The 25857-nt window shown below is 68.3% G+C and carries 24 protein-coding genes; 18 read left to right on the plus strand and 6 right to left on the minus strand.

Annotation, left to right across the window (positions count from 1 at the left end; all coding sequences use genetic code 11):
* The first annotated feature begins 320 nt into the window (after positions 1 to 320).
* Positions 321 to 1310: a heme o synthase gene (locus tag ABZV91_RS04810; RefSeq protein ID WP_355235474.1), complete on the plus strand. Its 990-nt coding sequence runs from the start codon at positions 321 to 323 to the stop codon at positions 1308 to 1310.
* A 299-nt stretch (positions 1311 to 1609) separates the two neighbouring features.
* Here ABZV91_RS04810 and ABZV91_RS04815 read toward each other — a convergent pair whose 3' ends face one another.
* A complete protein-coding gene (locus ABZV91_RS04815; RefSeq protein WP_355235476.1) occupies positions 1610 to 3037 on the minus strand; it encodes an FAD-dependent monooxygenase in 1428 nt (475 codons plus the stop codon).
* Between the two features lie 96 nt (positions 3038 to 3133).
* On the opposite strand from ABZV91_RS04815, the gene ABZV91_RS04820 reads away from it, so the two are divergent.
* Complete coding sequence (locus tag ABZV91_RS04820; RefSeq protein ID WP_355235479.1) at positions 3134 to 3736, plus strand: TetR/AcrR family transcriptional regulator; 603 nt, start codon at positions 3134 to 3136, stop codon at positions 3734 to 3736.
* A gap of 21 nt (positions 3737 to 3757) precedes the next feature.
* Here ABZV91_RS04820 and ABZV91_RS04825 read toward each other — a convergent pair whose 3' ends face one another.
* Positions 3758 to 4723 carry a quinone oxidoreductase gene (locus ABZV91_RS04825; RefSeq protein WP_355235481.1) on the minus strand — a complete coding sequence of 322 codons (966 nt, stop codon included), beginning with the start codon at positions 4721 to 4723 and terminating at the stop codon, positions 3758 to 3760.
* Between the two features lie 137 nt (positions 4724 to 4860).
* Between ABZV91_RS04825 and ABZV91_RS04830 the strand changes: the two genes are divergently transcribed.
* Both ABZV91_RS04830 and ABZV91_RS04835 read left to right on the plus strand, forming a co-directional pair.
* Entirely contained in the window at positions 4861 to 5211 is a 351-nt protein-coding gene (locus tag ABZV91_RS04830; protein WP_355235484.1) for a hypothetical protein, read from the plus strand.
* Between the two features lie 138 nt (positions 5212 to 5349).
* Complete coding sequence (locus tag ABZV91_RS04835) at positions 5350 to 6582, plus strand: helix-turn-helix domain-containing protein (RefSeq protein ID WP_355235487.1); 1233 nt, start codon at positions 5350 to 5352, stop codon at positions 6580 to 6582.
* A 100-nt stretch (positions 6583 to 6682) separates the two neighbouring features.
* Here the strand turns inward: ABZV91_RS04835 and ABZV91_RS04840 are convergent, their stop codons facing one another.
* From ABZV91_RS04840 to mptB, 4 genes are all read right to left on the minus strand, one after another.
* Positions 6683 to 7657 (minus strand): heme A synthase, encoded by a 975-nt coding sequence (locus tag ABZV91_RS04840; protein WP_355235490.1) that lies wholly within the window; start codon positions 7655 to 7657, stop codon positions 6683 to 6685.
* A gap of 65 nt (positions 7658 to 7722) precedes the next feature.
* Positions 7723 to 8514 (minus strand): ABC transporter permease, encoded by a 792-nt coding sequence (locus ABZV91_RS04845; protein WP_355235493.1) that lies wholly within the window; start codon positions 8512 to 8514, stop codon positions 7723 to 7725.
* A 91-nt stretch (positions 8515 to 8605) separates the two neighbouring features.
* Positions 8606 to 9538, minus strand: a complete 933-nt coding sequence (locus tag ABZV91_RS04850; protein ID WP_355235496.1) for an ABC transporter ATP-binding protein — start codon at positions 9536 to 9538, stop codon at positions 8606 to 8608.
* Positions 9535 to 11226, minus strand: coding sequence for a polyprenol phosphomannose-dependent alpha 1,6 mannosyltransferase MptB (gene mptB, locus ABZV91_RS04855; protein WP_355235793.1), 1692 nt, complete (start codon positions 11224 to 11226; stop codon positions 9535 to 9537). Before mptB ends, ABZV91_RS04850 begins: the two co-directional genes overlap by 4 nt.
* A gap of 495 nt (positions 11227 to 11721) precedes the next feature.
* Between mptB and ABZV91_RS04860 the strand changes: the two genes are divergently transcribed.
* The 14 genes from ABZV91_RS04860 (at position 11722) to ABZV91_RS04925 (ending at position 25841) form a co-directional block, all read left to right on the plus strand.
* Positions 11722 to 12576 (plus strand): metalloregulator ArsR/SmtB family transcription factor, encoded by an 855-nt coding sequence (locus ABZV91_RS04860; RefSeq protein WP_355235796.1) that lies wholly within the window; start codon positions 11722 to 11724, stop codon positions 12574 to 12576.
* Complete coding sequence (gene sufB, locus ABZV91_RS04865) at positions 12573 to 14009, plus strand: Fe-S cluster assembly protein SufB (RefSeq protein ID WP_039825481.1); 1437 nt, start codon at positions 12573 to 12575, stop codon at positions 14007 to 14009. The genes ABZV91_RS04860 and sufB overlap by 4 nt, the downstream gene beginning before the upstream one ends.
* Entirely contained in the window at positions 14009 to 15187 is a 1179-nt protein-coding gene (sufD, locus tag ABZV91_RS04870; RefSeq protein ID WP_355235501.1) for a Fe-S cluster assembly protein SufD, read from the plus strand. The genes sufB and sufD overlap by 1 nt, the downstream gene beginning before the upstream one ends.
* 45 nt (positions 15188 to 15232) lie before the next feature.
* Entirely contained in the window at positions 15233 to 16003 is a 771-nt protein-coding gene (gene sufC, locus ABZV91_RS04875) for a Fe-S cluster assembly ATPase SufC (RefSeq protein WP_355235504.1), read from the plus strand.
* A gap of 1 nt (position 16004) precedes the next feature.
* Entirely contained in the window at positions 16005 to 17258 is a 1254-nt protein-coding gene (locus ABZV91_RS04880; protein WP_355235507.1) for a cysteine desulfurase, read from the plus strand.
* A 3-nt stretch (positions 17259 to 17261) separates the two neighbouring features.
* Positions 17262 to 17765 carry a Fe-S cluster assembly sulfur transfer protein SufU gene (gene sufU / locus ABZV91_RS04885; protein WP_355235510.1) on the plus strand — a complete coding sequence of 168 codons (504 nt, stop codon included), beginning with the start codon at positions 17262 to 17264 and terminating at the stop codon, positions 17763 to 17765.
* On the plus strand, positions 17762 to 18151 hold the full coding sequence (locus ABZV91_RS04890) for a metal-sulfur cluster assembly factor (protein ID WP_355235512.1): 390 nt from the start codon (positions 17762 to 17764) through the stop codon (positions 18149 to 18151). Before sufU ends, ABZV91_RS04890 begins: the two co-directional genes overlap by 4 nt.
* Positions 18152 to 18973: 822 nt before the next feature.
* A complete protein-coding gene (locus ABZV91_RS04895) occupies positions 18974 to 20554 on the plus strand; it encodes a sensor histidine kinase (protein ID WP_355235514.1) in 1581 nt (526 codons plus the stop codon).
* Entirely contained in the window at positions 20554 to 20988 is a 435-nt protein-coding gene (locus ABZV91_RS04900) for a roadblock/LC7 domain-containing protein (RefSeq protein ID WP_355235517.1), read from the plus strand. Before ABZV91_RS04895 ends, ABZV91_RS04900 begins: the two co-directional genes overlap by 1 nt.
* Entirely contained in the window at positions 20985 to 21332 is a 348-nt protein-coding gene (locus ABZV91_RS04905) for a DUF742 domain-containing protein (protein WP_355235519.1), read from the plus strand. The genes ABZV91_RS04900 and ABZV91_RS04905 overlap by 4 nt, the downstream gene beginning before the upstream one ends.
* Positions 21307 to 21930, plus strand: coding sequence for an ATP/GTP-binding protein (locus tag ABZV91_RS04910; RefSeq protein WP_051164821.1), 624 nt, complete (start codon positions 21307 to 21309; stop codon positions 21928 to 21930). The genes ABZV91_RS04905 and ABZV91_RS04910 overlap by 26 nt, the downstream gene beginning before the upstream one ends.
* Complete coding sequence (locus ABZV91_RS04915) at positions 21927 to 23198, plus strand: cytochrome P450 (protein WP_355235522.1); 1272 nt, start codon at positions 21927 to 21929, stop codon at positions 23196 to 23198. The genes ABZV91_RS04910 and ABZV91_RS04915 overlap by 4 nt, the downstream gene beginning before the upstream one ends.
* Positions 23199 to 23209: 11 nt before the next feature.
* Positions 23210 to 24427 carry a cytochrome P450 gene (locus ABZV91_RS04920; protein ID WP_355235524.1) on the plus strand — a complete coding sequence of 406 codons (1218 nt, stop codon included), beginning with the start codon at positions 23210 to 23212 and terminating at the stop codon, positions 24425 to 24427.
* 145 nt (positions 24428 to 24572) lie between these two features.
* Positions 24573 to 25841: a cytochrome P450 gene (locus tag ABZV91_RS04925; protein WP_355235527.1), complete on the plus strand. Its 1269-nt coding sequence runs from the start codon at positions 24573 to 24575 to the stop codon at positions 25839 to 25841.
* The last annotated feature ends 16 nt before the right edge of the window (positions 25842 to 25857 follow it).

Here is a 25857-nt window from a genome sequence, read left to right on the forward strand (position 1 = left end):
GTCGAAAATGGGGGCGGGCGGGGTGGCGAACCGATACGGCGCGGTGACTGTGGCGCCGCATACACCCCCTACCCTAATTGCGACCGGCCGCCCCCGTGCACGCCCCCCGGCCAGTCGCGCGAGCCGGTCGATCCCCGGATGGCCGCCGTGTCCGGCGGCGGCGTCCGCATCGCGGAACGCGCCGCCCGGGCGAGCGCACAGGGGCGAGCGGCGGCGGGTACCGGGCGTGGGTCTACCATCGTGTGTAGTAGTAGCCGCGTCGCAGCCGCGCGCTGCTCCTTCCCAAACCGGATGCGAAGCACAGCGTGCGAGGAGAGATAGTGCGGATCGGTCATGACACGGGGGTCGGCGGCGCCCACGATTCCGCTCCGGCACCCGCGGACCGCGTCCTCGGCAGTGAGAAGCTCGCCCGCGTCGCCCGGCGCCCACTCGCCTATATCGCGCTCACCAAACCGCGCGTCATCGAACTGTTGCTGGTGGCCACCATCCCCACGATGTTGCTGGCCGACCGCGGCACGGTCGATATCCGGCTGATCCTGGCGACCCTGTTCGGCGGCTGGATGGGTGCGGCCAGCGCCAATACGCTCAACTGTGTCGCCGACGCCGATATCGACAAGGTGATGAAGCGGACCGCCAAACGGCCGCTGGCCCGGGACGCGGTCCCCACCTCGCACGCCTTCGTCTTCGGGGTCGTCCTGGGTATCGGCTCGTTCGCCTGGCTGTGGTGGCAGGCCAATCTGCTCAGCGGTGTACTGGTCGTCGCGACCATCCTGTTCTACGTTTTCGTCTACACCCTCGGCCTGAAACGGCGTACCTCGCAGAACGTGGTCTGGGGCGGGGCGGCCGGATGTATGCCCGCGCTCGTCGGCTGGTCGGCGGTCACCGGCACCATCGGCTGGCCCGCCCTGACGCTGTTCGGCGTGATCTTCTTCTGGACGCCGCCGCACACCTGGGCGCTGGCGATGCGCTACAAGGAGGACTACCGCGCGGCCGGGGTGCCGATGCTGCCGGTGGTCGCCACCGAACAGACCGTCACCAAACAGATCGTCATCTACACCTGGCTGACCGTGCTGACCACGCTGGCCCTGGTCCCGGCCACCGGGGTGATCTACACGGCGGTCGCCCTCGTCGCCGGCGCCTGGTTCCTGCTGATGGCCCACCAGCTCTACGCCGGGGTGCGCCGGGGCGAATCGGTCAAACCGCTGCGGCTGTTCCTCCAGTCCAACAACTACCTCGCGGTGGTGTTCTGCGGGCTGGCCGTCGATTCGGTACTCGGCTGGACCACGCTGGGCGACGTCTTCCTCGGCTGAACCCCCGGCACCTCAAGTGAGCCGCATCGCTGCTCCGGGGTGACGTCTGCTTTCGTGAGTGACCTGCGCGCATCCGGGTGAGCCGAGCACCGTGTGGCCACACCTGTGGGCGCGGTCGACTCGGGCCCGCCGCGGGTGCTCGGTGAATCCGGACAGCGGCCGGTGCCGGGGTTCCGGCCTTCGAGTTGGATTCCCGATCGGTAGGACGTCGGTTGCCGAGGCGATACCTGGATTCTCCGCGCTACGGGGACTGTGGGCGGTCGGGACCGGGACCGGCCGCCGCTCGTCTCTGTCCGCCGTCAGTCGATGTGCCCGATGTAGCCGTCCGGGCGGATCAGGACCCGGGTTCCCGGGCCGGCGTGGTAGGCCGCCCGGGCGTGGCCCTCGACATCGATCACCGCGGGGCCGGTGACCGGGGTGCCCGGCTCGATCACCGCGTAACTCCGGGTGCCGGGCAGCGCGGGCAACTCGCCGGCGGTACCGAAGCGCAGCAGGGTCGCGTGCGGCCCGCGAAAGAGATCGAACAGGCGCAGCGACCGTCCGTCGGCGCCCTTCAGTGGTGCGTCGGGGGCGCGGTCGCCGACCGCGACGGGCCGGGTGTCGGCCGGGTCGCGGTAACTGATGTCGAGCTGACGGGTCTCCTCGCCACGTTCCATCGCATCCTCCGCCCCGTCGACGAGCTTGCCGAGCAGCGCGGAGCTGATACCGAGCACCCGGGCCGCGACCGCGCGGCGTTCCGGTTCGTAGGTCGAGAGCGGCTCGTCGTCGCCGGTCAGCGCGGCCGCGAGCTTCCAGCCCAGGTTGTAGGCGTCCTGGATACCGGTGTTCATGCCCTGCCCACCGGTGGGCGGGTGCACATGAGCGGCATCGCCCGCGAGTAGTACGCGCCCGGCCCGGAATCGCTCGGCGAGCCGGGTATTGGGCCGCCACACCGTGACCCAGATCAGCTCGGTGAGGGTGATATCGCTGCGCCCCGTCCAGCGGTTCACGGCGGCCTGCAAGGCCTCCAGGCCGGGTTCGGTGCCCTCGGCGAAAGGTGCGGCGAACTGGAAATGACGCCCGCCCGGTAGCGGTGACAGCGCGATACCCCGGGTCGGCTCCGCCGCCGCGGCGAACCAGTAGCCGTAATCGTGGTCGAGGGCGTCGGCCCGGACGTCCCCGAGCAGCATGCGCAGCGATTCGTCGGTGGTTCCCTCGAACGCGATCCCCGCCTGCTTACGGACCGTGCTGCCGCCGCCGTCGGCGCCGACCAGATAGGCCGCCCGCACCGTTTCCGTACCCCGGTCGCTCGACACGTGCGCCGTGACACCCGAATCGTCCTGGGTGAACGACAGGAGTGTCGTACCGAGTTCTACCCGCACCCCGAACTCCGCCAGCCGGGCCCGCAGGATCGCCTCGGTCTGCGCCTGCCCGAGGAACCAGCCGTTGGGGTAGGGGACCGCCGGAGTGGGGTCGACCGGCTCGGCCATCCGGCGCTCACCGACCGGCTGCCCGTCGAGGTAGGCCCGCATGACCGGCGCCGGCGCGCCCGCCGTCCACACGGCGTCGAGCACGCCCAGATCGTCGAAGACTTCGAGCGTCCGAGGCTGGATGCCGTCACCGCGCGAGCCGGGGCAGAACTCGACGGCTCTGTCGACGATGCGCACGGCGACATTCCGGCGGGCCAGGTCCAGGGCGAGGGTGAGGCCGGTGGGGCCGGCGCCGGCGATGAGGACGGAGGGCGACATGAGAACTCCTGACCGGAGGAATGGGTGAATTAAGATTCAGTGAATCTGTATTCAGTATTGAGGTTGGTAGGTTGCCGTGTCAAGGAGGTGAGGTCGGTGGGATCGAGCCGTCGAGAACGGGCGGAAGAAACCGAACAGGCGCTCAAGGCCGCGGCACGGCGGGTCTTCGCGGAACGCGGCTATCTGAACACCAAGATCACCGACATCACGGCGGCGGCGGGCCGGTCGGCGGGGTCGTTCTACAACCATTTCGCGAGTAAGGAGGAACTGCTCCGGGCGCTGCTCGCCGATCTGGGGGAGGCCGGGGACGAGCAGGCCGGACTGGCCGAGCACAATCCGGACTTCAGTGACCCCGATGCCGTCCGGTTCCATATCGCCGGCTTCTGGCGGTTTGCCCGCGAGCACGCCGCGGTCATGCGAGCGATGGGACAGGCGGCCCTGGTCAACGAAGAATTCGCCCGGGAGATGGCGCAGTTCGGCGCGGAACAGCGCCGGGATATCGCCGATCATCTCGACGGTCTGGCGGCGAAGGGTATGACACTGCCGGGCACGGTCGACACCAGCTTGGCGATGATGTTCTATCTCGTCCAGGCCATCTCGGCGGGAGTCGAGGACGGCGCGGTGCGGATCTCGGACGATGAAGCCGTGGCAAGCCTGACGCGCTTCGTCTACCGAGGCCTGACCGGGCGCGACTACTGAGACCGCGCCCGGTCGAACGGGTCAGGGCAGCAATACGATGGAGCCGGTGGTCTTGCGGCTCTCCAGATCACGATGGGCCTGTTCGGCCTCGGCCAGCGGATAGGTCGCGCCGACCCGGACGGTGAGCGAGCCGTCGGCGACGGCCTCGAAGATATCGCCGGCCCGCCAGTCCAGTTCGGCCCGGTCGCGGGTGTAGTGGGCGATATTGGGGCGGGTCACGAAGACCGAGCCGGCCGCGTTGAGCCGTTGCAGATCCACCGGCGGTACCGGGCCGCTGGCCGCGCCGAACAGGGCCAGCGTGCCGCGAACCCGCAGCGAGGCGAGGCTGGCGTCGAAGGTGGCCGCGCCCACGCCGTCGTAGACGGCCGCGACACCCTCGCCGCCCGTCAGTTCACGGACGCGCTCGGCGAGATCGTCGCTGTAGCGCAGCACCTCCCAGGCCCCGGCGCCGCGCGACAGGGCCTCCTTCTCGTCGGTGGACACCGTGCTGATCACCCGGATATCGCGCGCCGCGGCCAGCTGGGTGAGCAGCAGCCCGACCCCGCCCGCACCCGCGTGCACCAGGACCGTCTCGCCCGGTTCGGGGCGGTAGACCGATTCGATCAGATAGTGCGCCGTCATCCCCTGCAGCAGGGCCGAGGCCGCCACCGCCGGATCGATATCGCCGGGCACCGCCACGGCGACCGCTTCGTCCACCACCGCGCGCGGGGCGTAGCTGTTCGGGGCCGCCGCCCAGGCCACCCGGTCGCCGACGGCGAATTCGGTGACCTCGGAACCGATTTCGGCCACCACTCCGGTACCTTCTGAACCCGGAATATAGGGCACCGGGCGCGGATAGGTGCCGGTGCGGAAATAGGTGTCGATGAAATTGACGCCGACGGCGTCGATATCGACCAGTAGCTGCTTCGGGCCGGGCTCCGGATCGGGAACCTCGGCGAGGGTCAGCACTTCCGGACCGCCGTGCCGGTCTACCTGGATCGCGCGCATGGGTCCAGTTCTACACCGGTGCCCGCGCCCGGAACGCGGGGGTCCGCCGCCGCGGGTCCGGGCGCCGTCGCCGTGGCGACCGAGTGGTTCGGACCGGGTCTCCGGGCGCCGACCTACTCGCCGGTAAACTTCTCGGCATGAGTGCAGATTCCGCCACCGCCACCGTCGCCGCTCCCTGGGAGATCGTCGAGTCGGTGCGCAAGTTCGTCGCCGCGCACGGGGGTTCGGCCGAGGCCGTGCCGCAGCCGGTGGGCCGCCGGGGCGTGCGGCTCACCCTGGTCGGCTCCGACGGTGTCCTCGGGGACCGGATGGTCGCCGATACCGCCACCGCGCAGGCTGTGATCGACGCGGTGGACGGGCTCACCGCCGCCGAGGGCTGGGAACGCGACCTGGTGGCCCGTACCACGCCGCGGACCGGGCACTGGGCGAAGATGGCGGGCTGGGTCGCTGCTCAGACGCGATTTCCCAAGGCTCGCAACGAGAGCTGACACCTGTGCGTGCTCACAGGTCGCCGGGCCGGGCCGCAGGTAGGTCGAACAGTTTCCCGATCAAAAACTACTGACGAGTAACCGGTTCGCGCTACCGTTAGTGCCTCGAGCGTCAGCCCCGGGGTAGAAGGAGCCGCTATGACGGTCAGCAGTCCGACCCGTTCCAGACTCACGGTGTCCGGCCGTCCGATCTCGAACCACCTACGGGATGTGTCGACCCTGTCGCGTCAGATGGTCGGTCATTTCGTCGAGCACGTGGCACCCTGCGGCACGCTGCCGGGTGACGCCCTCCAAGGCGATGTCACCGCGGTGACCCGGCTCTGCCTGGAGCTCACGGTGAGCCGGCTCGACGGCCGCGAGCTACCGGAGCAGATCGAACAGGTCCGGGAAGCCGCCGCCGAATGGGCGCGCGAGGGTATCCCGATCGACACCATCAACCACGCCATCCACGAGGGCTTCAAACTCGGTTTCGACCGCATCATCGCCACCGCCGGGCCGGCGGACGCGGCGACCCTGGCGGCCACCGCCCGCCGGATGCTGGAAATCCTGGACACCATCACCTCGGAGGTGGCGCTGGCCTATGTGGGCGAGTACCGCGGGGTGGTCTCCGAACACCACACCGCGGTGCACACGCTGACCTCGGCGCTGCTCGGCGGACACAGCACCGCCACCATGGCCCGCGAATGCGGTATCGAGATCGCCGGGTCCTACCAGGTGCTGGCGCTGGCACTGCCGCCCCATCCGGACGAGTCCGCACCGCAGGTCGACGGCCGGATCGTCGCCCGGCGAAAATTGCGCCGGACCCAGGCCGAACTCGCCCGCAGCTGTGGTGACAAGGCCTTGTCGCTCCTCAGTATCGACGGCGGTACGGTGCTGTTGCCCGCGGAGGCGTTTCCGGAGGAGGCGCTGGACGAGTTGATCGCGCGACTGTCCCAGGCGGCCGAGGTGCCGGTGACCGCGACCGTGGTCACGGCGGCCACCGCCGAGATTCCCGACGCCACCGATCGGGCCCACGAACTCCTCGACACGGTGCAGCGCATCACCGACGGCGGCGGCCTGCACCGGTTCACCGATCTGGCCCTGGAATTCCAGATCACCCGGCCCGGCCCGGCGCGCGAACATCTGAGTGCGATCCTCGACCCGCTGGACGAACATCCCGAACTGCTGGAAACACTGCGCCAGCACATCGCCAACAATTTCAACCGGCAGCGCACCGCCCGGCTGATGCACATGCACACCAATACGCTCGACTACCGGCTCAAACGAGTCCGGATGCTCACCGGGTTCGATCCGGCGATTCCCACGGGCCTGTGGTATCTGACCTCGGCGTTGGTGGCGCGCAGTTATCAGAACGGGCCGAGCCGAACCTGACGCGGCACGGTGACGGCATATCTCCGGGGACCGGAGGTCGCTGCCGGTGGAGCCGGATCGGACCCGGCGATCCGTTCGAGCCCTGCGGTGCGGGTCGTCGTCAGGCCGGCCGGCCGCTCGATGCCACGACCGCGGCGGGTAGCTGTTCCCGGGTCCGCAGGGACGCCCACAACGCGGCGGTCGCGGCGGTGCACAGGGCCGCACCACCGACATGGATGGCGACCAGCGCCGCCGGGACATCGGTGAAGTACTGGACGATACCGACCAGCGACTGCGCGAGCACCAGCCCGAGCAGGACGAACAGGCGGTCGCGGACCGGTGTGGTGATACCGGTGGCGAAGAGCCCGAAGGCGAGACCGATCAGCAGGGCCAGGTAGCCGACCAGCAGCTGCGAATGCAGATGCACCAGCGTGACGATCTCCACCTCGAGCCGCGCCACCGGACGTTCGATGCTTTTGTCGCCGGCGTGCGGGCCGGCGCCGGTCACCAGCGTGCCCGCCACCAGGACCCCGGCCAGGGCGAGTCCGCTCAGTGCGGTCAGCCAGCGCAGGGGCGCGGGCGCGCGGACGGTGTCGACACCGTCGTCGGGGGAGGCGACTTTCGCGTACATCACCGCGGCCACCCACACCATGAGCATGGATGCGAGCAGGTGCAGTGCGACGGTCCACCACAGCAGCCCGGACAGCACCGTGATACCGCCGATGATCGCTTGCAGGACGGTGCCGGCGGGCATGAGCCAGGCGTAGATCAGCACTTCGCGGCGCCGCCGGGCCCGGGTGACCGCGAGGACGATGAGCGCCGCGCACAGCGTCACCGCGAAGGTGAGCATGCGGTTGCCGAACTCCACCGCCTGGTGCAGCACGGCCACTTCGGAGACCCCGACCGGGGTGAAACTTCCCGGGAAGCACTGCGGCCAGGTGGGGCAGCCCAGGCCGGACGCGGTGACGCGCACGATCGCGCCGGTCACCGCGATACCGGCCTGGGAGGCGATCACCGCCAGGGCGATCAGCAGCTGGGTGCGCCGCGAGGGCAGCGGCAGCCGGTCGACGAGTCGCAGGAATGCGCGATACAGCACGTGCCGATGGTAGCGGGCGGCCCCGGCCGGTCCGCACCCGGACTACTACAACGTGTCGTGGAAGATCATTCGAAACGGAACCAGCGGGCCGCGAGCAGGCCCGCGCCGGTACCCCAGACGATCAGCGCCGCCACCCCCAGCCAGTCGACGCCGCCGCTCAGCGCGTGTTCCAGGGCCACCGCCAGCGCGCCCGAGGGCACCAGCCGCACCAGGGTGTGGACCGCGGTGGGTAATTCGTCGGAGGCGAAGACCACGCTGGCGATACCGAGCATGACGAACCAGAGGATATTCGCCAGCGCCAGCACCACTTCGGCCTTGAGTGTGCCGCCGAGCAGCAGGCCCATCGCCGCGAACGTGGCGGTACCCAGCGCGATCAGCACCGCGCCCAGCAGCAGCCCCAGCGGTGTCGGCCGCCAGCCCAGCGCCACCCCGATCAGTCCGAGCAGGACCGCCTGCAGGATCACCACCAGCAGGACCGCCCCGCTCTTCCCGGCGATGATCCCCCACCGCGGCAGGGGAGTGGCGCCGAGCCGCTTGAGCGCGCCGTAGCGGCGATCGAAACCGATGGCGATGGCCTGACCGGTGAACGCCGTCGACATCACCGCCACCATCATCACGGCGGGCACGATCTTGTCGATCTTGTCCGGGCCCATGTCGCCGAAGGGCAGCAGCGCCAGGCCGATCAGCAGGGTGACCGGGATGAACATGGTGAGGAGCAACTGCTCGCCGTTGCGCAGCAGCAGCACCAGATCGAGCCGGGTCTGCGCGAACAACATGGCCGCGCGCGGCGCCGGCCGGGGAGCGGGCGTGAAAGTACCGGGTTCGAACCGGTTGGCCGTCGGTTCCGGCTTGGTCACAGGGCCTCCCTCGAAATCGATCGACGCGGTCCGCGGCGGCCGTGGCGCCGGCGGAGGTAGCGCGTCATCGGGTCGGCGGAGGTATCGCGCCTCATGCCCGCAGATCCCGTCCGGTCAGTTCCAGGAACACGTCCTCGAGCCGGCGCTGATCGATCCGGATATCGGTCGCGAGCACGTTCACCCGGGCGCACCAGGCGGTCACCGTGGCCAGTACCTGCGGGTTGATCTCGCCCTCCACCAGATACGAGCCGGGGCTGGTCTCCTTCGGTGCGAAACCCTCCGGCAGGGCCTTCTGCAAGAGTTCGAGATCCAGTTTCGGCGGCGCGGCGAAACGCAGCTGCCCGGCCGCGCCGTGCGCGGTCACCTCGGCCGGTGTACCGGAGGCGACGATGCGCCCGTGGTCGACGATCACCAGATGATCGGCCAATTCCTCGGCCTCGTCCATGAGATGGGTGGTGAGCAGAACGCTCACACCGTCACGGCGCAGCGCGTCGATCAACTCCCACACCATGATCCGGGCCTGTGCGTCCATTCCTGCGGTGGGTTCGTCGAGGAAGACGATCTCCGGGCGGCCGACCAGCGCGCAGGCCAGCGACAGCCGCTGCTGCTGACCACCGGAGAGCCGGCGATAGGGGGTCCGGCGGTGCTCGGCCAGGCCCAGCACGCCGAGCAACCAGCCCGGGTCCAGCGGGTCGGCCGAATACGAGGCGACCAGATCCAGCATCTCCCCGGCACGCGCTCCCGGGTAGGCGCCGCCACCCTGCAGCATCACGCCGATCCGCGGGCGCAGGCGTTCGGAATCGGCGATCGGGTCCAGGCCGAGGACCCGCACCCGGCCCGAATCCGGGCGGACGAAGCCCTCGCACATCTCCACCGTGGTGGTCTTACCGGCGCCGTTCGGACCGAGCAGGGCGAATACCTGTGCGGGCTCGATGGTGAAACCGATACCGTCCACCGCGATCGTCTCGCCGTAGCGTTTGGCGACGTGGTCCACCTGTACGGCGGGCACCCGGGAAGCGGTCACGAGGTCCCACCGTAGGCCCCGGCCGGCTGTGACGGGGCCGACACCCCCTGCTGTGCCCGCCAGGGCAGCGAGTTCCGGGTGACCACGATGAACAGTAGCGACACGATCACGGTGGCCACCGCCGACCCCACGATCTGGAACACCTCGAGGTCGGCGCCACGCGGCATGAGGATCACACTGACCACCGCGGAGATACCGATCGCCGGCCCGCGGAACGCCGGCCGGGTGGCCCAGGCCGCCATCGGCACGATGGCCCACAGCAGATACCAGGGTTGGACCACCGGGAACAGCAGCACGATCGCGCCCAGCGAAACCCCGAGCGCGCCCACCGGATGCAGGCGTCCGGTCCAGGTGGCGACCAGCATGCGCACGGTGATGAAACCCGCCACCACGGCGGCGATGGGCCGGGTGATGCTCAGCAGCGCGGTGGTGTGATCGCCGAGACCGAGCAGGACGCCGCCGAATCCGGTGACGATGCCCAGCGCGGTGGGCAGCGACATCCAGCTGCGTACCGCGTTCGCCGTGTTCAGGGTGTAGAGCCAGCCGAAACCGAGACCGCTGGCCGTGCTGATCACCACGGTGACGACCACCGCGATCAGGCCGAGCAGCCCGGCGGCGGCCAGGATCGGCCGCAGCCCCGGCCCCCAGCGGCGGGCCAGGGCCATACCCGCGAAGCCCAACGCGATGATCGAGGTGACCTTCACCGAGGACGACAGGCTGATCACGACCGCGCCGCCCACCAGCAGTGCCCAGCCGCGAGCGTCCAGCGGGGGTGGTCCGCCGTCGCCGGGTACCCCGTGGATCGCGCGCAGCATGAACTCCAGGCCCGCCAGCATCAGGCCGAGCATCAGCGCGTCGTTGTGTACGCCGCCGATCAGGTGGAACAGCACCAGCGGATTCGCCACGCCCAGCCACAGCGCGCTCACCGGAGCCACCCCGCAGCGCACGGACAGCCGCGGCAGTGCCCAGACGATCAGCGCCACCCCGGCCAGGGCCAGCAGCCGGTGCACCCAGACACCGGCCAGGATGTTCTCCCCGGTGACCTCGGCGATCCCGTGACCTATCCACAGGAACAGCGGTCCGTAGGGCGCGGGCGTCTCACGCCAGATGTTCGGGACATTGTTGGTGAGGACATTGTCGATACCGAGCCCGGCGACGGGACCCTCCTGGTACGGGTCGATTCCGCGGGCGGCGATCTCGCTCTGTGCCAGATAGGAGTAGACGTCGTTGCTGAACATCGGCGGTGCCACGCACAGCGGGATGACCCACAGCAGCAGGGTGCGGTCGAACTGCCGCCGGGTGAGCCGGTGCCGCGGCGAGCCGCCGATACCGCCGACAGCGAAGCGCCCCAGCAGCAGCCACGCCAGCACCACGGTCACCGTGCCGACCATGCACATGGCCAGTGATCCGGTGTGCGCCCGCGCGAAGATGCCCAGCACCCGCATGCCCGAGGTCGGATTCTGGTGCACCGGCTGCGCGCCGATCCCGAGGGCGCTGATCGCCATGAGCACGGTGCCGGTGGCACCCATCAGCCGGATCCGGTCCAGTTGCGCCCGCTCCCGGCGGTCGAGCCCCGGGACCTCGGATTCGTCGCTGTGCAGAATCGCGATGGTGTGATCCGAGGGCGGGACATCGAGTCCGAGGGCGCGCCGCACCAGTTTCAGTGCGCGCTGCCCGCGCGACGCCACTGCGCCCGGGGCGCCTGCCTGTCCTGCCACGGTCACCGAGACTAGTTCGCCGGGGGCGCTGCCGGTGTCCGGGCCGCGACATCGCGCGGACTGCGGAAGCGTGCCCACCGGATGTCGCGGCCCCGGGTTCCGCGCCGGACATCTTCTGGCTACCGTGGTGCCCGGCGTTTCGGCACGGTGTCCTACGCCGGTGGATGGGCGTGGGATTTCCGGGGCGTGATCCGGGCGCTCGCGGCGGGTCTCCGCACGCGGGACGCCGGCGCAGCCGGACAGCAAATTATCCGGTAGCGGGCCCCGCGCCCCGGTCGAGCCGCGGTCGCAGTGAAGCACATCACTGCGCCGATCCGGCCGGAACGCCGGGAGCGGCTCTTTCTCGCTCGAACAGGCGATTTCGGCGATCGGGGCCGATTCCGGCCGGACTCGGCGACCCGCCTGCTCAGGGCACCCTTATTAGATTTCGGGAACGAATTCCGCCACACTGATGTTGTGAAAACTATGGGTTTGCCGAATGTGGACGAAAGGGCTGGTCATCGGGCCGGTCCCGGGTCCGTCGGCGTGCCCGCGACCGGCGGCGAGGGTCATACCCGGGCCGCTATCGTCCGGCTGCTGCTGGAGGAGGGACCGATCACCGCGACCGCGATAGGTAGTGCGCTGGGCCTGGCACCCGCCGGGGTGCGTCGGCATCTGGACGCGCTCATCGAATCGGGGCAGGCGCGCGCCGGGCGGTCGGCACCCTGGCAGCAGAAGGGTCGCGGACGGCCGGCCAAGCAGTACCAGCTCACCGCGGCCGGGCGCGGCATGCTCGGGCACGCCTACGACGATCTCGCCGGTGCGGCCCTGCGCCAGCTGCGGGAGATCGGCGGTGAGGAAGCGGTCACCGAATTCGCCCGCAAACGCGCCCGCACCCTGGTCGACGGGATCGAACCGCTTCCCGGCCACGGCGCGGAACCGGCGGTGGCGGAGTCCGCCACCGGAGACGATTCCGGGCGAACGGATACGGCGGCCAAGGCCGACGAGATCGCCACGGCGCTCTCGGGCGCGGGGTTCGCCGCGAGTACCCGCCGGGTCGGCGCGGGCGTGCAGATCTGCCAGCACCACTGCCCGGTCGCCCATGTGGCCGAGGAATTCCCCGAACTGTGCGAGGCCGAACTCGCGGCCTTCCGGGAGGTTCTCGGCACCCATGTGCAGCGCTTGGCCACCATCGCCAACGGTGACTGCGCCTGCACCACCCACGTACCACTGACGGTGCTGCCCACGGCGGCCACCGATCGACCGAAGCACGCTTCACCTTCAACCGTTGCACAGCCCGCAACGGACGCACCGAACGACTCCGGAAGGAGCGCCGAATGACGACCACCACCGACCAGGTGCCACCGCTCACCCAGGAGGAGGCCATTGCCTCGCTGGGTAAATACGGTTACGGCTGGGCCGACTCGGATGCGGCCGGCGCCAGCGCGCAGCGTGGTCTTTCCGAGGAGGTCGTTCGCGATATCTCGGCCAAGAAGGACGAGCCGGCCTGGATGCTGGAGAACCGGCTGAAGGCGCTGCGCATCTTCGACCGCAAGCCCATGCCGAACTGGGGCTCCAACCTCGACGGTATCGACTTCGACAACATCAAGTACTTCGTGCGCTCGACCGAGAAGCAGGCCGAGAGCTGGGAGGACCTGCCCGAGGACATCCGCAACACCTACGACAAGCTGGGCATCCCGGAGGCGGAGAAGCAGCGGCTGGTCTCCGGTGTCGCCGCCCAGTACGAGAGCGAAGTCGTCTACCACCAGATCCGCGAGGACCTGGAACAGCAGGGCGTCATCTTCCTCGACACCGATACCGCGCTGAAGGAGCACCCGGAGATTTTCCGCGAGTACTTCGGCACTGTCATCCCGGCCGGGGACAACAAGTTCTCCGCCCTGAACACCGCGGTGTGGTCCGGTGGCTCTTTCATCTACGTGCCGCCCGGCGTGCACGTGGACATCCCGCTGCAGGCCTACTTCCGGATCAACACCGAGAACATGGGCCAGTTCGAGCGGACCCTGATCATCGTCGACGAGGGTGCCTATGTGCACTACGTCGAGGGTTGCACCGCGCCGATCTACAAATCCGATTCGCTGCACTCCGCGGTCGTCGAGATCATCGTGAAGAAGGGCGGCCGCTGCCGCTACACGACCATCCAGAACTGGTCGAACAATGTCTACAACCTGGTCACCAAGCGGGCCAAGGCCGAAGCGGGCGCCACCATGGAGTGGATCGACGGCAATATCGGCTCCAAGGTCACCATGAAGTACCCGGCCGTGTGGATGACCGGTGAGCACGCCAAGGGTGAGGTGCTCTCCGTCGCGTTCGCCGGTGAGGGCCAGCACCAGGACACCGGCGCCAAGATGGTGCACCTGGCCCCGCACACCTCCTCGACCATCGTGTCGAAGTCGGTGGCCCGGGGTGGCGGCCGCGCCTCCTACCGCGGGCTGGTGCAGGTCAACAAGGGCGCCCACGGATCCAAGTCGACCGTGAAATGCGATGCGCTGCTGGTCGACACCGTCAGCCGGTCCGACACCTATCCCTATGTCGACATCCGTGAGGACGACGTGACCATGGGTCACGAGGCGACGGTGTCCAAGGTGTCGGAGGACCAGCTGTTCTACCTAATGAGCCGCGGGATGACCGAGGACGAGGCGATGGCCATGGTGGTGCGCGGTTTCGTCGAGCCCATCGCCAAGGAACTCCCGATGGAGTACGCGCTGGAACTCAACCGCCTGATCGAACTGCAGATGGAAGGAGCCGTCGGCTGATGGCATTGGACAACGTTGCCGAGGCCGCCGAGGCTCGTACTCCGGCGATCAACAAGGGGGAGGTGTTCACCTCCTTCGACGTGAACGCCTTCGAGATCCCCTCCGGTAAGGACGAGGCGTGGCGGTTCACTCCGCTGCGCCGCCTGCGTGGCCTGCACAACGGCACCGCGACCGCCGACGGGCGGGCCGAGGTCGAGGTCGGGCAGGTCGCCGGGGTCACCGTGGAAACGGTGGGCCGCGACGATGTCCGGCTCGGGCAGGGGGGCACCCCGTCGGATCGGGTCGCCGCGCAGGCGTACTCCGGTTTCGAGCAGGCGACGATCGTGTCGGTGGGTAAGGAGACCGAGGTCGCCGAAACCGTCGTCGTGCGGATCACCGGACCGGGCGAGGGGAAGACCGCCTACGGTCATCTGCAGATCCGGCTGGCGGAATTCGCCGCCGCCACCGTGGTGATCGATCAGCGGGGCAGCGGAACCTACGCCGAGAACATCGAATTCGTGCTCGGCGACAGCGCCAAGCTGACGGTGGTGGCGGTCCAGGACTGGGCCGACGACGTCGTCCACGCCACTGCCCACCACGCCCTGGTGGGGCGCGACGCGGTACTGCGGCACACCGCGGTCACCCTCGGCGGTGACCTCGTCCGCCTCACCGGCAATGTCCGCTACGCGGGCCCCGGCGGTGACGCCGAACTGCTCGGCCTCTACTTCGCCGACGCCGGCCAGCATTTCGAACAGCGCCTGCTGGTCGATCACGCGGTGCCGCACTGCAAATCGAACGTGCTGTACAAGGGCGCGCTCCAGGGCGATCCCCATTCGCCCAAGGGCGATGCCCGCACGGTCTGGGTCGGCGATGTGCTGATCCGGGCCGCCGCCGAGGGCACCGATACGTTCGAGATCAACCGGAACCTGGTGCTCACCGATGGCGCCCGTGCCGATTCGGTGCCGAACCTGGAGATCGAGACCGGTGAGATCGTCGGTGCGGGTCATGCCTCGGCGACCGGCCGGTTCGACGACGAGCAGCTGTTCTATCTGCGTGCCCGCGGTATTCCGGAAGACGCGGCCCGCCGCCTGGTGGTGCGCGGTTTCTTCCACGAGATCATCCAGAAGATCGGGGTCGGTGAGGTCGCCGAGCGGCTCGAGGCGGCCATCGAGGCCGAACTCGCCGCGATCGGCGCCTGACCGACCACCCGGACTCCCCGACCACCGAAGGAATTCCACACCCTCATGACCACCCTGGAAATCAAGGACCTGCACGCCGAGGTCGCCACCCCCGACGGGGACACCGTCAAGATCCTCAACGGTGTGAACCTCACCGTGAAATCCGGCGAGACGCACGCCATCATGGGTCCCAACGGCTCCGGTAAGTCGACGTTGTCCTACGCCATCGCCGGGCATCCCAAGTACACCGTCACCTCGGGGACGATCACCCTCGATGGTGAGGACGTGCTGCAGATGTCGGTGGACGAGCGGGCGCGCGCCGGGTTGTTCCTGGCCATGCAGTACCCGGTGGAGGTCCCCGGGGTCTCGATGTCGAACTTCCTGCGGACGGCGGCGACCGCGGTCCGCGGTGAGGCGCCGAAGCTGCGGCACTGGGTCAAGGAGGTGAAGGAGTCGATGAACGAACTCGATATCGACGCCGCCTTCGCCGACCGCAGCGTGAACGAGGGCTTCTCCGGTGGGGAGAAGAAGCGGCACGAGATCCTGCAGCTGGGCCTGCTCGAGCCGAAGATTGCCATCCTCGACGAGACCGACTCCGGCCTGGACGTGGACGCGCTGCGTATCGTCTCCGAGGGCGTGAACCGCTACAAGGAGCGGGAGAACGGCGGAGTCCTGCTGATCACGCACTACACCCGGATCCTGCGCTATATCCAGCCGCAGTTCGTGCACGTCTTCGTGGGCGGGCGCATCGTGGCCGAGGGCGGCCCGGAGCTGGCCGAGGAACTCGACGCGAACGGATACGTGAAATTCACCCAGACGGCCGGAGCCGGAGCCTGACATGACCGCGACCCTTCCCGCCTTCGACGTCGCCCGGATCCGGGCCGACTTCCCGATCCTGAACCGTACGGTCCGGGACGGGAAGCCGCTGGTGTACCTGGATTCCGGGGCTACCGCGCAGCGGCCGCTGGCGGTACTGGACGCCGAACGCGACTTTTTGCTGGCGAGCAATTCCGCCGTCCACCGCGGCGCCCACCAGTTGTCGGAGGAGGCCACCGACGCCTACGAGGACGCCCGTGCGCAGATCGCCCGGTTCGTCGGCGCGGCCGCCGACGAGCTCGTGTTCACCAAGAACGCGACCGAATCGCTCAACCTGGTGACCTACGCGTTCTCCGACGACCGGTTCCCGTACCACGTGGGCCCGGGCGACGAGATCGTGATCACCGAGCTGGAGCATCACGCGAATCTGGTGCCCTGGCAGGAACTCGCCCGCCGGACCGGCGCCACCTTGCGCTGGTACGGCGTCACCGACGACGGCCGGATCGATCTCGACTCGCTCGAGCTGTCGCCGGCCACCAAGGTCGTGGCCTTCAGCCACCAGTCGAATGTCACCGGCGCGGTGGCGCCGGTCGCCGAGCTGGTGCGCCGGGCCCGGGCCGTGGGCGCGCTGGTGGTTCTCGACGCCTGCCAGTCGGTACCGCACGCCCCGGTCGACTTCCACGCCCTGGACGTCGACTACGCGGCCTTCTCCGGGCACAAGATGCTCGGTCCGTCCGGGGTCGGTGTGCTGTACGGGAAGCGGGCGCTGCTCGAGGAGACCCCGCCCTTCATCACCGGCGGGTCCATGATCGAGACCGTTACCATGGAACAGACCACCTACGCGCCGCCGCCGCAGCGTTTCGAGGCCGGGGTGCCGATGACCTCGCAGGTCATCGGGCTGGGTGCCGCCGTGCGCTATCTCGAGGAGATCGGGATGGACGCGGTGGCCGCGCACGAGCACACCCTCGTCGACGCCGCGCTCGCCGGGCTGGGCGCCGTGCCGGGTGTGCGGATCATCGGCCCGACCGAGAACGTCGACCGCGGTGGCGCGGTCGCCTTCCTCGCCGACGGAATCCACGCGCACGACCTCGGCCAGATCCTCGACGACGAGGGTGTGGCGATCCGGGTGGGTCACCACTGCGCCTGGCCGCTGCACCGGCGTTTCGGTGTGGCCGCGACCGCCCGGGCCTCGTTCGCGCTGTACAACACCGTGGACGAGGTAGACAAGATGGTCGCCGCGGTGCGGAAGGCCCAGAGCTTCTTCGGGGTTGCCTAGAACATGCGCATGGAGCAGATGTACCAGGAAGTGATCCTGGATCACTACAAGCATCCGCACAATCGCGGTCTGCGGGAACCGTTCGGCGCCGAGGTGCACCACGTCAATCCCACCTGCGGTGACGAGGTGACGCTGCGGGTGCGACTCGGCGCCGACGGCGCGGTGGAGGATGTGTCCTACGACGGTCAGGGTTGCTCGATCAGCCAGGCCTCGGTCTCGGTGCTGACCGATCAGGTGATCGGGCTGCCGGTGGTGGAGGCCCTGGGTGTGGTCGACTCGTTCAACGAGATGATCGGGAGCCGGGGCACCGTCGAGGGCGACGAGGACATCATCGGCGACGGAATCGCTTTCGCCGGTGTCGCCAAATATCCGGCCCGGGTGAAATGCGCACTGCTGGGCTGGATGGCATTCAAGGACGCGGTGCTGCGGGTGGACGGCGCGGCGGATTCCGCCGCGGGGCCCGGTGCGTCCGCTACCGACCGCTCACGGAACGGGGAAACAGCATGACCGAAACTCCTGCCACCGAGGCCGCCGCGCCGGAGCCGGCGGCCGGTCCCGACGCCGAGCTCTCGGCCGAGGATCTGGCGCAGCTCGCCGATCTGGAGGAGGCCATGCGCGACGTGGTCGATCCCGAACTCGGTATCAACGTCGTCGACCTGGGCCTGGTCTACGGAATGCGGGTCGAGGAGAGCACCGCGGTGCTGGATATGACCTTGACCTCGGCCGCCTGCCCGCTCACCGATGTGATCGAGGATCAGTCCCGGAACGCTCTGGTACGCAGCGGGCTGGTCGACGATCTGAAGATCAATTGGGTCTGGATGCCGCCGTGGGGTCCGGACAAGATCACCGAGGACGGGCGGGAACAGTTGCGGGCGCTCGGCTTCACGGTCTGAGGCCCGCGCACCCACCGCGCAGTACTTCGCGACGGCGACCGACAGGGTCGCCGTCGCGTTCTGGTCTGTACCCGAATCGGTGCGGACCGACGACCGGGATGCGGGCCGCTGGTACGGACCGGGCTGCGGTTCCGGAGCGCCGGTCGCATTTCGCCCGGTAATGCCGGGGCTTTACTGGAATACGGCTATTCCACGTCTCCACACTGATCGTCGCGCCGACTGCGGGGTACGCGCATTGGGGCATTTCGGCGGAGCCGGGCGCCCGATTCGAGCGGCGGCGGGCAGTATTGGACCTGTCTTGATATCAATTTTCCGGGCCCGCCGCCAATCACCGACCGGTTGGTCTGCCTTCAGCGCTCCGCCCCTGGTGATAGGGGATGCGATTGCGGTGTGCCTTGGAGCACCCCGCGCTGCGCGTGCAGTCCCCGCGGTGCCCCGCGGTCGTGATCTTCACCGTCGCAATACCTTTCCGCATTCTGCGAGGTCGCGGCCCTATCACGGAAAGGTGACAATCGATTATCGGCCGTTATTGAGAGAGTTCACCACAATGCTGCTACTGTGAGCGAGTCGTCGGGTTCCGGGCCATCGGAGGATGTGCTCCGATGGTCATCGATCGGCCGAATGACTTGTCCCTTAGTTACTTTCGGGTAGTCGAAAGTAACTAAGGGATATGTCACCGACCGTTACCGCGGTGCCCGGCACGGACCCTCATCCGGCCAGGGGCGAACATGGTCGGCGTCGCGAGGAAGGCGAGACGAAGCGCCGTGGCCTGCCACGGCACCGCGTGGCGCACCTCGAGCCCCGTCAACGACGAGAAAGCTGATGAATCTGAATACCGCCGTGCTGCTTCCCTGGATACTCGCCCCCATATTGGTGCTCGGCGTGGCGTGGTACGCCGTTCGGGCCGTGCGAGACCAACAGAAACGACTCGATGTGCTCGAGCGGGAACTAGCCGTACGCGAGGATGCGCTCGAGCATCTCGCGGCCAGCACGTTGCCCGCCCTCTCGGAGTCCACTCGCCGGTTCGAACAAACCGCCGTGGCACCCGAAGTACCCCCCGGACTGGAGAACTCGCGCTTCGCGCAATGCCTGCGCTGGATCGTCGACCGGGTCACCGAGGATCTGCGGACCGTCCAGAGCGAAACCCGCGAAGCCGTCACCCGGGAGATGGAGGAGCAGGTCCGTACCGCCGTCTCGGCCGCCGAGCGGAACGTGCGCACCGAGGCCGACGCCGGCCGCGAGCGCTCGGAAACCCTTGCGCGTGAGGCGACCAGCGCCGCGGTCCGCTCGTTCGGCACCTCCGTGGTGAGCCTGGGAGCCGACGTCTCCCAGGTCGTGAGCTCCGCGCTCCGCGAACACCGCGACGACCGCGTCTACGAGACCCTCATCCGTATCGATCACACCGTGCAGCAGATGATCCGCCAGGCGCAGTCCTACGTGATCGTCTGTGGTGGTCTGCCCGGCCGCCGCTGGCCCGCCCAGTCGCTCACCGACGTCGTCGGTGGCGCGACCGGTCGTGTCCGCGACTACCTGCGGGTGCGCCCGTCCCAGCTCGACCGCATCGTCATCAGTCGTGCGGTGGAACCCCTGGTACACACTCTGGCCTCGCTCATCGACAACGCGCTGCGCTACTCGCCGCCGACCTCCTTCGTGGACGTGACCTTCCAGGAAGGTCACCACGGTGTGACCGTGATCGTCGACGACGCCGGCGTGCGGATGAACGCCGAGCAGATGGAAGAGGCCCGCCAGGTCCTGGCCAACGAACGCTCGATCGATATTCATCAGCTCGGCCCGGCCCCCAAGGTCGGCTTCCCCGGTATCGCCGCGCTCGCCCGCCGTTACGGGTTCACCGTCTACATCGACGGACCGAACGCCTACGGCGGTATGCGCGCCATGGTCTACATCCCGGAGGCACTGCTGGTCGCACCGAAGGCCAACCAGGACAACGACACCGCGTCGCCGGTCGGCGCCTCGGCGCCGCGGGAACTCGCCGCGGTCCCCGGCGGCCAGGCCTCGTCGGTATCGGGAAGCTCCGGTAACGCCTTGGTCGGAAACGCCGTATCGTCCGGTATCGGAGCGCATTCGGCGACGAGCACCGGCGCGCATGCCGCGATACCGGTTGTGTCCGAGAGCTCCCGGCCTGTCGAGCGGACTTCGGCGGCAGGTGGCATCGACGAGACCGAGAGCGAGCAGCGTACGACAGTCCACGACATCACCAGCGGCGGTCTACCCCGGCGCCGGCGCCGTGCCGCGGCCGTCCCTGATGACATCAACGATCGCGTGTCCGGACAGGACAGGACCGAACCAGGGCAGCCCCGCCCCGATATCGCCGCTGCCTGGCAGAGCGGCTCCAAGAGCGGCCGTGCCGCCGCATCCGAACACACCGAAGGGATGACATCCTGATGGGTTCACCGAGGACAGTGGTATCCGACAGCACCAACAAACTGGGCTGGTTACTGGACGATCTCGAGGTTCCCGGCGTCCGATTCGCCGTCCTGTTGTCCGAGGACGGGCTGCGCATCGCCCATTCGGCGGGTATCCCGAAGGACGATGCCGAGCGCTTCGCCGCCGCGGCCTCCGGCCTCCGTTCACTCGGTAAGGCGCTCGGCGAGTTCTGCGGTAGCAACGGAAACGATGTGCGGCAGAACATGACCGAATACGACCAGGGCATGATCATGATCACCGCGGCGGGCGAGGGCGCGCTACTGGGCGTGGCGACCATGACCGATATCGATGTGGGCCTGATCGCCCACCGGATGAACGAGCTCGCCGGCCGGGTCGGCCGCGAGCTCGGGAGCGAACCTCGCAGAGGCGCACACGGCGGCGATCTGAAATGACCCGGTCGCGGCGTGATCCAGACCTGGTCCGCGCGTATGTGCGGACCGGCGGACGCTCCCGTCCGACCCGTGAGCTCGGCCTGGTCACCCTGGTCGTCGCCGTCGGAGATCCGGCGCCGGGCTCCACACCGGATGCGCGCCGGGTGGTCGATGTCTGCGCCCGCGGCGCTCTGTCGATCGCGGAGGTCGCCGCCTATCTCGACCTCCCGCCGTCGGTGGTGACGATCGTCGTGTCCGATCTGCTGGACAGCGGACATCTCAATATCCCGACCCCGGCGGAAATAATGCCGGAGATCGCCCTGCTCGAGGAGGTACTCAATGGGCTCCGTGCTCTCCCGGCCTGATCGGTCCGCGGAATACGGCCGCGCGGTCGACTATGTGCCGGAGACGGTGACCCGCTCGGTGAAATTGCTGGTGGCCGGTAATTTCGGTGTCGGCAAGACTACCTTCGTGAGCAGTATCTCCGAGATCAAACCGCTGCGTACCGAGGAGACCATCACCGAGGCCAGCGTCGGCATCGACGATCTGGGCGGGCTGGGATCGAAAACGCAGACCACGGTCGCGATGGACTTCGGTCGTATCACGCTCAACCCCGAATTGGCCCTGTACCTCTTCGGTACGCCGGGCCAGCAGCGGTTCATCCCGCTGTGGGAGGAACTGGCCAAGGGTGCACTCGGCGCCCTGGTCCTGGTGGACACCCGGCGTATCGAGAAGGCCGACGAGGTACTGGCCGTTCTCGAGGAGCGCGGTGTGCCGTACGCGGTCGGCGTGAACGAGTTCGAGGGTTCGAACCGATTCCCGCTGTCGGAAGTGCGCGAGGCGCTCGACCTGACCGACGACACTCCGCTCATCGCCCTCGACGCCCGTGATCGGCGTACCTGCCTGCAGTCGCTGATCACGCTCGTCGAGTTTCTGTTCCACCGATTGGAGTCTCGTCTTTGACCACGCAGTTCTCTCCGGTTCCGCAACAACAACCTCCGTTCGCCGGCTGCCCGGTCGTCCACGGAGACCCCACCGGAGGCGTCGGTGACCGCTTCAGCCTCTTCTCCGAGGAATTCGCCGGTGATCCGCATCGCTCCTATGCCGCGATGCGGAGCCGGTACGGATCGCTGGTTCCCATCGACCTGGCCCCGGACGTCCCCGCCACCCTGGTGATCGGTTACGACGCGGCCGTGCGGATCCTCAACGATCCGGACCGCTTCCCGGCGGATCCGCGGACCTGGCAGACGAGTATCCCGGCCGATTCACCGGTCAAGCCGATGATGGAGTGGTACCCGAACGCGCTGCGTAACAGCGGTGAGCTGCACCAGCGTTACCGCCAGGTGTACGTCCACGCGATCGACGGGATCGACCTGCACGAACTGCACCAGACCGTGGAGCGGATCGCGGTTCCGCTGATCAACTCCTTCTGTGAGACGGGCAAGGCCGACCTTGTCACGCAGTACGCGTTTCCGCTGGTGTTCGAGGTGATCAACCAGATGGTCGGTTGCTCACTGGAACTGGGCGAGCGCGTCGCCAACGGGATGGCCGCACTGTTCGACACGGTCAATGCCGAATGGGGGATGGCCCATCTCAGCGAGGCGCTGATGGAGCTCGTCTTCATGAAGCGTTCGGATCCGGGCGACGATGTGACCTCGCGGCTGGTGCACCATCCGGCGAAACTCGACGACGAGGAGCTGCTCTCCAATCTGATCAGCTTCTACGGCGCCGGGGTGGAGCCGCAGCAGAACCTGATCAACAACACCCTGCTGCTGATGATGACCGACGAGCGGTTCGGCGGGAGCATGCTCGGCGGTGCGCTGTCCACGCGCGACGCGTTGGACGAGGTGCTGTTCAACGACCCGCCGATGGCCAACTTCTGCACCACCTATCCGCGGCAGCCGATTCTCGTGGAGAACACCTGGCTGCCCGCCCATCAACCGGTGGTGATCAGCCTTTCGGCGTGCAACAACGATCCGGCCATCCGAGGCGCCGACCACACGGGCAATCGCTCGCATCTGGCCTGGAGTATCGGACCGCACGCGTGCCCCGCGCAGTCGCCCGCCTTCGTGGTGGTCCAGGGCGCGATCGACCTGCTGCTCGACGCGCTACCCGAACTGGAACTCGCGGTGGCACCCGAGGAACTCGTCTGGCGCCCGGGGCCTTTCCACCGGGCCCTGGCCGCCCTGCCCGTCGTTTTCCCGCCTTCTCCTCCCTTGCGTCTCGTCTAAGGAGTCAGTCGTTGGAACGCCAACCCATCGTCCTGGATATGGCCGGTGCCGATACCCAAGGGGAAGCGGCGAGGTTGCGTGCCCAGGGTCCCGCGGCGCTGATCGAGTTGCCGGGTGGCGTGCCCGCCTGGTCGGTCACCGACGCGACGGTCCTGAAGAGCCTGCTGGCCGATCCGCGGGTGTCCAAGGATCCGCGCCAGCACTGGACGGCGTTCGTGAACGGCGAGATCACCGAGGATTGGCCGCTGCTGCCGTGGATCGCGGTGGAGAACATGTTCACCACCTACGGCGCCGACCATCGCCGGTTGCGCCGGCTGGTGTCCCCGGCATTCACCCACCGGCGGACCGCGGCGCTGCGCCCACGGGTGGAAACGCTCGTCGCCGATCTGCTCGACCGGCTGGCCGCCGTACCGGCGGGCCAGGTCGTCGACCTGCGCGAGGGCTACGCCTATCCGGTGCCGATCCAGGTGATCACCGAACTACTCGGTGTGCCGGAAACCCTCGGCGCGGGCCTGCGGGTGTGCGTGGACCGGTACTTCGACACCACGATCGATCAGGCGGGGGCGCAGGCCAATTTCGTCGAGATGTACGGCCTGGTGACCGAACTGGTCGCCTATCGGCGCGACAACCCCGGTGACGACATCACCAGTGTGATGATCAGCAGTCGCGACGAGGACGGTTCGCAGCTCACCGAGAAGCAGATCGTCGAAACCCTCATGCTGGTCATCAATGCCGGCCACGAGACGACGGTCAACCTGCTCGACCAGGCCATCGTCGCGCTGCTCACCCATCCCGAGCAGCGGGCGGCCGCCCTGGCGGGTGAAGTGAGCTGGTCGGAGGTGGTGGAGGAGACCCTGCGCTACCAGGCCCCGGTGGCGCATCTGCCGCTGCGGTACGCCGTGGAGGACATCGAGATCGAGGGCTTGCGGATCGGCAAGGGGGAAGCCATTCTGGCCTCCTATGCCGCGGCCGGCCGCGACCCGAAGATCCACGGCGCCACCGCCGACGTCTTCGACGTCACCCGGGCGGTCAAGGACCATGTGTCCTTCGGCCACGGGGCGCACCACTGTATCGGTGCGCCGCTGGCCCGGATGGAGGGCGAGCTGGCGCTGCCCGCACTCTTCCGGCGGTTCCCGGACATCCGGCTGGCCGTCGAGGTGAGCGAACTGAAGCCGGTGGTGAGCTTCGTTTCCAACGGTCACCAGGAATTGCCTGTGTACCTGGGCTGAAGCCGGTAGCGTAAAAGGTTCTGGTTACTACAACTTCATGCTGATGGCTCGTCGCGGACGTCGCTGAGCGAGATGTATGGGTCGGCGGATAGGTCTGCGAAAACGCACTATTCGCCGATTCATACGAACCTCGGAGTGTGATGTCTTGACCACAGCACAACATGATCAGTACCGCGTTTCCGATTCACGCCTGGTGATCCACGGCTCCCCGGTGGATCCCATCGGGCCCTACGTTTCGCTGTATTCGGAGGAGTTCGCGGCCGACCCGCACAAGGTATACCGGGAGATGCGGGAGCGGTTCGGCTCGCTGGCGCCGGTGGAGCTGGCGCCGGGCGTCCCGGCCACCCTGGTGATCGGGTACCACACCGCCCTGCGAATCCTCAACGATCCCGAGCACTTTCCCGCCGACCCCCGGGCATGGCAGCGTGGCGTACCCGAGGATTGCCCGGTGCTGCCCATGATGGAATACCGGCCCAATCCGCTGCGCACCGTCGGCCAGGAGCGGGTCCGCTATCGTTCGGCCGCGGTCTCGGCCATCGGCGAGATCGATATGCACGAGTTGCGTTCCACCATCGAGCAGATCGCGGTCATGCTGATCAATTCCTTCTGTACCGACGGCTACTGCGATGTGGTCGGGCAATACGCCTCTCCGCTGATCTTCGCCACACTCAATGCCATGCTCGGCTGCCCGCCCGAACTGGGGCACCGCGCGGCCCGTGGCCTGGCGGCCATGTTCGACACGGTGGACGCGGCCGAGGGTAATGCCACCCAGGCCGACGCGCTGCTGGAACTGGCCCGGCTCAAACGAGTGCAGCCCGGTGACGACATCACCACCCGGCTGGTCCGGCATCCGGTGCAGTTGAGCGACGAGGAGACCCGGCAGCAGTTGGCGCTGCTGTACGGCGCGGGCACCGAACCGCCGCAGAATCTGATCGCGAACACGCTACTGCTCATGCTGACCGATGAGCGTTTCGCGGCCAATGTGCTGGACGGCAGTCTGTCCACCCGCGACGCCCTCGACGAAGTGTTGTTCAACGATCCGCCGCTGTCCAACTACTGCATCAGTTATCCGCGGCAACCGATGCTGATCGACGGGATCTGGTTGCCGGCCCACCAGCCGGTGATGATCAGTATGACCGCCTGCAACAACGATCCCGCTGTCAAAGCCGATGGGCGGACCGTCAACCGCTCGCATCTGGCCTTCAGCGCGGGCCAGCACAGCTGCCCGGCTCGTTCGGTGGCGTTACTGATCGTCCAGGATGCCATCGACCAGTTGCTGGACGCGGTGCCGGAGATGGAACTGGCCGTACCGCAGGCGGAACTGCGCTGGCGGCCCGGCCCTTTTCATCGGGCGCTGGTCTCGCTGCCGGTGACCTTTCCGGAGTCTCCGCCGATCCGGATGAACGGCCGCTGAACAGCGGGCGGCCGCG

The sequence above is a fragment of the Nocardia sp. NPDC004568 genome (genome assembly GCF_040609955.1).
Classification (GTDB): domain Bacteria; phylum Actinomycetota; class Actinomycetes; order Mycobacteriales; family Mycobacteriaceae; genus Nocardia.